Source organism: Phenylobacterium sp., assembly GCF_016793225.1.
GTDB lineage: Bacteria > Pseudomonadota > Alphaproteobacteria > Caulobacterales > Caulobacteraceae > Phenylobacterium.
In genome coordinates this window covers 1-6061 of record NZ_JAEUMN010000195.1, presented here as the reverse complement: position 1 = coordinate 6061, position 6061 = coordinate 1, and the positions used below count along the sequence as shown (strand labels likewise).

The window sequence follows — 6061 nt, the reverse complement described above, 5'->3', positions numbered from 1 at the left end:
CCGCTGACGGGGTCGAGGAGCGTCACCTTCTGCAGGTCGACGGCGACGAGGCAGATCGGGCGGTGATCGGCCGACTCGCTCCAGCAGCGCACCGGCTTCCCGTCCGGCCAGGCCGCGACCCGGCCCTCCAGGACGAGCTGGAAGGGCGTGGCGAGGGGCAGCGGCGCGTCGGGGCCCAGCTTCCGGGTGGTCTGGTAGGGCCGGTCGCTTCGCCGTTCGAGGCGTGAACTGCCCGTCTCGAAGACGTGCGCGAGCCCCACGGTCTGGGGCGCAGGCGGGGTCGGCGTCGCCAGGGCAGGGCGATCGCGCCGGGGCGGGCAGGAGTCCGATGCGCGCCAGGGCCTGGGGATCCAGAACCCCTCCACGGCCTCGATCCGGGAGGCGTCCGCCGCCTCGCGGACGAGCGGCAGCGTCGTCCAGTCGATCGGGCGCGCCGTGATGCGCAGGGTGCGGGTCTCGGCGTCCAGCGCGTAGCCGGCCTGGGCCGGCCCGGCCCCGCCCTGCGGCCCGTCGCAGCCGAACGGGATCGCCACCCGGAAGGCGCGTCCTTCGAGCAACGCCGGGCCGGGGCGACGATCCTGTTCCGAGGCCTCGGAGCGGGCGGCGGTCTCCGCCGCGGCGATCAGGTCCGCGCGTGTGAGCAACGCCGGCTCAGCGGCAGCCGTCGGTTCCGGCGCCGGCGGCGTGACCTGCGGCGGCGGCGTGGCGGGGGCGTCCGCCGGGCGGCTGGCGAACCAGGCCAGCGCCAGGACGACGGCCACCAGAGCGGCGATGACCAGGGGGGCCACGAGGCTCAGCTTGCGGCCGGGCGGCCTCGCTCTATTGTCTCGCATCGCGAGATATTAGCAGAGACGGTGGGGTGGCGCAGGCCCTCAGTTCCCGGAAGTCGAGGCGATCGCCATCGTCCGGGCCACGCGGCGTCGCGGGGCGGGATGGCGTGGGATGACCACGCCGCAAGTCGTGTCGCTGGCTGTGCTCCTGGCGGTGGTCGCGGCGCTGATTTCCGGCCGTTTCCGTTCCGAGGTCGTCGCCCTGAGCGGCGCCGCCGTGCTGCTCGGGTCGGGCGCGCTGCGGCCGGTGGAGGTGCAGGCGGCCTTCGCCAGCCCGGCGATCATCGCGCTCGCGTCGCTCTTCGTGATCTGCCGCGCCATGGAGCTGTCGGGCCTGCTGGGGGTGCTGATCCGCGCCGGGGTGCGCGGGTGCAGCCGGCTGGGGGCCGCCGGCCTCTGGCTCATGATCGCCCTGTCCGGCGTGGCGTCGGCATTCCTCAACAACACCCCGATCGTGGTCCTGGGCGCGCCGGTGGTGAAGGACATCGCCGAGCAGATGGGCCTTTCGGCCAAGCGGTTCCTGATCCCGCTCTCCTACGTCACCATCCTCGGGGGCGCGTGCACGCTGATCGGCACCTCCACGAACCTGCTGGTCAACGACATGGCCCGAAGCGGCGGGCAACCGGGCTTCGGCGTGTTCGAGATGACGCCGGTGGCGCTGGTCATCGGGCTGGTGGGCGCGGTCTATCTGTTCCTGTTCTCCGGACAGCTGCTTTCGGCGGGGCGGACCGGCGAGAGCGAGAGCCCGGCGCTGGGCCCCGCCGACGCCGAGCTGAACGATCCGCGCGACGATCCCCGGATGTACCCGGCCGACGCGCCCTTGCGGGTGGGACGGGCGGCGGCGTCGCTGCTGGTGTTCGTGGGCGTCGTGGCGGCGGCCGCCCTGGGCGTCGCGCCGATCGCCGCCGCAGCGTTCGCAGGGGCGGTCCTGCTCGTGGCCATGCGGGTCATCACCCCCGAGGAGGCCTACCAGGGCCTGCGCCCGGAGATCCTCCTGCTGATCGCGGGGATGGTCGTCGTGGGCCTTTCGCTCGAGGTCACCGGGCTCGCCGCCGCCGCCACCGAGACCCTGGCGTCGGGCACGCGCGCGCTGGGGCCGCTCGCCGCCCTGGCCCTGATCTACGGCGCCACGCTGTTCCTCACCGAGATCCTGTCCAACGCCGCGGTGGCGGTTCTGCTGACGCCGGTCGCGATCGCGCTGGCCGAGAGCCTGGGCGTCAGCCCGCGGCCGTTCCTGGTGGCGGTGATGATGGCCGCCAGCGCGGCCTTCGCGACCCCCTTCGGCTACCAGACGAACGTGCTCGTCTACCAGCTCGGGCGCTACGCCTACGTCGACTTCCTGAAGATCGGACTGCCCCTCAGCGTGCTCACCTGGGCGGCCGGCGTGGCGGCGATCCCCTACTTCTTCCCCTTCTGAGCCGGAACGGCTGCGCCGCAGGCGGCGTTCGCGGCCCATGGAACTCGATGAGCTGCGCGGCCTGGTCCTCTTCGCCATAGGCCGCACGCCCGTCACGCTGGGCGGGCTGGTCGCCGGCGCGGGCATGATCGTGGCGGGCCTGCTGCTGGCGCGGCTCGCGGGCGCCGGAATCGGCCGGCTGCGGGGCCGCGTCCGCTACGGCGCCGATGCGCTCTACATCGTCCAGAAGCTGGTCACCTACGGCCTGGCGATCTTCGCGGTCATCGCCGGACTGTCGACGGTGGGCCTCAACCTCTCCTCCCTCGCGGTGTTCGCCGGCGCCGTCGGCGTGGGCGTCGGCCTGGGGCTGCAGGGCATCGTGAAGGAGTTCGTCTCCGGCCTGGTGCTGATCTTCGACAGGGTCCTCAACGTGGGCGACTACGTCGAGCTCGCGGACGGACGGCGCGGCCTCGTCCAGACGATCGGGCCTCGCGCCGTGCACGTGCGCACCAACGACAACATCGACCTCATCATCCCGAACTCGAAGTTCATCGAGGGGCCGGTGGTGAACTGGACGCTCCACGGGCGGGGGCGGCGCATCCACATACCCTTCAGGGTCGCCTACGGCAGCGATCGCGAGAAGGTCCGCAGCGTGGTGCTCGAGGCGGCGCGCAGCGTGCCCTTCACCCTGCCGGAGACCGAAACCGAGCGCAGCCAGGTGTGGCTGGTCGGCCTGGGCGACTCCGGGCTCGAGTTCGAACTGCTCGTCTGGCCGACCCTCGACGCCGTCAAGCGGCCCGCCGCCATGCAGGCCGCCTACACCTGGGCGATCGCCGAGGCGCTGGACCGCGCGGGCGTGGAGGTCCCGTTTCCCCAGATGGACGTGCGGCTGCGAAGCTTCTTCGGCCAGGAGGGCGAGCGGGCGCTCGATGCGCTCCGGCTCGACCATCCGCAGGCGGACCAGCCCGCGGCGACGGGAAGCCCGAGCACCAACGACGCGGCGGAGGATCTCGCGCGGCCGCTTCCCGGGCCCGAGCCGTCCGACGGCGCCGCCCCCGGCCGTGACACCCGCTGATCGCCGGGGGGGGGGGTCACCTACGACCGTTTTTGACGTAGCCGCTCTTCAGAACAGGATCATCAACCCGGGCGGGCGTCGCACCGGGTCGACGACGAGGCCGGCTCCTGCCGCGGCCATGTTCGCGGAACGTCTTGCGAACATCCGGTGAAGGCGGTACAGCTTGAGTCCTCGACGCGGCGACGCGTTCTCCCGACCGGTTCGGCGGGAATCTGCGATAGAGAGGGTTCGGAAATGACTCAGTCGGCGTTGAGGCTCGTGGGCAAGGAAGATTCGGAAAAGGCGCGCGCCCTCGAAGCGGCGCTCGCGCAGATCGACAGGGCCTTCGGCAAGGGCTCGGTCATGCGGCTGGGCGACAAGACCACCATGGAGGTGGAGGCCGTCTCGACGGGCTCGCTCGGCCTCGACCTCGCGCTCGGCATCGGCGGCCTGCCCAAGGGGCGGATCGTCGAGATCTACGGGCCGGAGAGCTCGGGCAAGACGACGCTCGCGCTCCACGTCGTCGCCGAGGTGCAGAAGGCCGGCGGCACCGCCGCCTTCGTGGACGCCGAGCATGCGCTCGACCCGGCCTACGCCCACAAGCTGGGCGTCAACCTCGACGAGCTCCTGGTCTCGCAGCCCGACGCGGGCGAGCAGGCGCTGGAGATCACCGACACCCTGGTGCGCTCGGGGGCCATCGACGTGATCGTGGTCGACTCGGTGGCCGCGCTGACGCCGCGGGCCGAGATCGAGGGCGAGATGGGCGACCAGCTGCCCGGCCTGCAGGCCCGCCTGATGAGCCAGGCGCTGCGCAAGCTGACCGCGTCCATCTCCAAGGCCAAGACGCTCGTCATCTTCATCAACCAGATCCGCATGAAGATCGGGGTGATGTACGGCTCGCCCGAGACCACGACCGGCGGCAACGCCCTCAAGTTCTACGCCTCGGTCCGCCTCGACATCCGCCGCACCGGCTCGGTGAAGCAGCGCGACGAGATCGTCGGCAACAACGTCCGCGTGAAGGTGGTGAAGAACAAGGTGGCCCCGCCGTTCCGCGAGGTCGAGTTCGACATCATGTACGGCGAGGGCATCTCCAAGCTGGGCGAGATCATCGACCTCGGCGTGAAGGCCGGCGTGATCGAGAAGTCGGGATCCTGGTTCTCCTGGAACAGCCAGCGCATCGGCCAGGGCCGCGACAACGTGCGGGAGTTCCTGAAGCAGAACGCGGACATCGCCGAGCAGATCGAGCGGCAGGTCCGCGGCGCCAAGGAGACCGTCGAGGAGCAGCTCCTGGTCGGTCCGGCCGAGGGCGAAGCCGACGACGAGGACGGCTCGCTCTAAGCGGCGCGTCGCGCCTCCCACCCTGGCGTGGGAGGCCGGCCGCGGTCCGGTCTGCGCCGGGGGCTGAGGCCCCGGAGTTCAAACCGAGAGGGCTCCGCCGGGCAGGCTCAGCCGCCAAGTTCAAGCCGGCGGGCTCACGCCGCCAAGCTTAGGCCGCCGGAGCCTCTTCCCCCACGATCGACACGCGCTCGCCGTATCGTGAGTGCGGATAGTAGTCCCAGACCGAGTGATGCTGGGTGCAGCGGTTGTCCCAGAAGGTGAGGGTGTTGGGCTCCCACCGAACCCGGCAGTGCAGCTTCGGCTCCCGCTTCAGCAGGTCGAAGCACATGTCGAGCAGGGCGCGGCTCTCCCAGCGGTGCAGACCCTCGATGTGCGTGGTGAAGCCTGAGTTCACGAACAGCACCTTGCGCCCGGTGTCCGGGTGGCGCGTGACCACCGGGTGGCGCGAGCGGGGGTACCCGCCCTCGGGCGCCTGGGACTTGTAGTTGCCGATGTAGGGCAGCGCCCCGTCGTGCACCGCCGTCAGGCCCTCCATGTAGGCCTGCATCGACGGCGAGAGCATCTCGAAGGCCATGTACATGTTGGCGAACAGGGTGTCGCCGCCGCCGCAGGCCGGCGTCTCGGTGATGTAGAGCATCGAGCCCAGGGGCGGGATCGGATCGCAGCTGACGTCCGTGTGCCAGGCCTCACCGGCGGTGTACGGCGAGGCCGCGGTCGTCTTGACCACCAGGATCTCGGGATCCTGGTCCGGACGGCCATGCGCCATGGGGTGCACGTGCAGCCGGCCGAAGTGGCGGCCGAACGCCTTGTGCGCTTCGCGGTCCAGCCGCTGGTCCCGGAACACGAGCACCGACCAGTCGGCCCAGGCGGCGCGGATGTCGGCCAGGAGTTGGGGCGTCATCGGCCGGGCCAGGTCGACGCCGCGGATCTCGGCTCCGATGTGCGGCGACACCGGGGTCACCTGAAACGAGCCATAGTCGGTGCGGCGGAGGCCCTCGATGGGCACGTGCTTGGTCAGGACGGGGGCGTTCATGGCGGTTTCCTCGGTCGTCGGCGCTGCTGGCGCGCTCTTGGCCTCACCTTGGCGCAGGGCCGTCCGGGGGTCCAGCCGGCGCGGGCGCCTATCGTCCCCAGGGTCGCCTGCGGGGAGGGCCATGCGCTAGCGTGGCGATGCGGAGTTGCGGAACGATGGCCGACTACGTCCCCAGCAGCGCCCAGCCGGAGCCACCCGCGGACCTGCGCGAGCGCGTGGAGGGCGCGATGGGGCGCGCCTGGACGCGCCAGGTCCGGCCCGACACGGGCCTTTCGGCCGCTCACCGCTTCCTCGTCACGCTGGCGGACGGACAGCATGTGTTCGTCAAGGGCGCGACCACGCCGGAGACGGCGGCGTGGCTTCGAAACGAGCGCACGGCCCTGTCGGCGGCGCCTCCCGAGCTCGCGCCG

The 6061-nt window shown here is 71.7% G+C and carries 6 protein-coding genes; 4 read left to right on the top strand and 2 right to left on the bottom strand.

Annotated features, from left to right (window positions below):
* Nucleotides 1-833: hypothetical protein (locus JNK30_RS22865; protein ID WP_293486082.1), on the bottom strand; the 833-nt coding region annotated here is incomplete at its 3' end.
* A gap of 109 nt (nucleotides 834-942) precedes the next feature.
* Here JNK30_RS22865 and JNK30_RS22860 point away from each other — a divergent pair.
* From JNK30_RS22860 to recA, 3 genes are all read left to right on the top strand, one after another.
* Nucleotides 943-2247 carry an SLC13 family permease gene (locus tag JNK30_RS22860; RefSeq protein ID WP_293486081.1) on the top strand — a complete coding sequence of 435 codons (1305 nt, stop codon included), beginning with the start codon at nucleotides 943-945 and terminating at the stop codon, nucleotides 2245-2247.
* 37 nt (nucleotides 2248-2284) lie between these two features.
* On the top strand, nucleotides 2285-3301 hold the full coding sequence (locus JNK30_RS22855; protein WP_293486079.1) for a mechanosensitive ion channel domain-containing protein: 1017 nt from the start codon (nucleotides 2285-2287) through the stop codon (nucleotides 3299-3301).
* 234 nt (nucleotides 3302-3535) lie between these two features.
* Nucleotides 3536-4618 carry a recombinase RecA gene (gene recA / locus JNK30_RS22850; protein WP_293486077.1) on the top strand — a complete coding sequence of 361 codons (1083 nt, stop codon included), beginning with the start codon at nucleotides 3536-3538 and terminating at the stop codon, nucleotides 4616-4618.
* Between the two features lie 148 nt (nucleotides 4619-4766).
* On the opposite strand, the gene JNK30_RS22845 is transcribed toward recA, so the two are convergent.
* Nucleotides 4767-5651: a TauD/TfdA family dioxygenase gene (locus JNK30_RS22845; protein WP_293486075.1), complete on the bottom strand. Its 885-nt coding sequence runs from the start codon at nucleotides 5649-5651 to the stop codon at nucleotides 4767-4769.
* Between the two features lie 155 nt (nucleotides 5652-5806).
* On the opposite strand from JNK30_RS22845, the gene JNK30_RS22840 reads away from it, so the two are divergent.
* Nucleotides 5807-6061, top strand: a 255-nt coding sequence (locus JNK30_RS22840; protein WP_293486073.1) for a hypothetical protein, incomplete at its 3' end; no start/stop codon positions are given.

Bases quoted from the DNA above. Each gene is read 5' to 3' on its own strand.
- JNK30_RS22860 (WP_293486081.1), top strand. From the start codon at position 943: ATGACCACGCCGCAAGTCGTGTCGCTGGCTGTGCTCCTGGCGGTGGTC.
- JNK30_RS22855 (WP_293486079.1), top strand. From the start codon at position 2,285: ATGGAACTCGATGAGCTGCGCGGCCTGGTCCTCTTCGCCATAGGCCGC.
- recA (WP_293486077.1), top strand. From the start codon at position 3,536: ATGACTCAGTCGGCGTTGAGGCTCGTGGGCAAGGAAGATTCGGAAAAG.
- JNK30_RS22845 (WP_293486075.1), bottom strand. From the start codon at position 5,651: ATGAACGCCCCCGTCCTGACCAAGCACGTGCCCATCGAGGGCCTCCGC.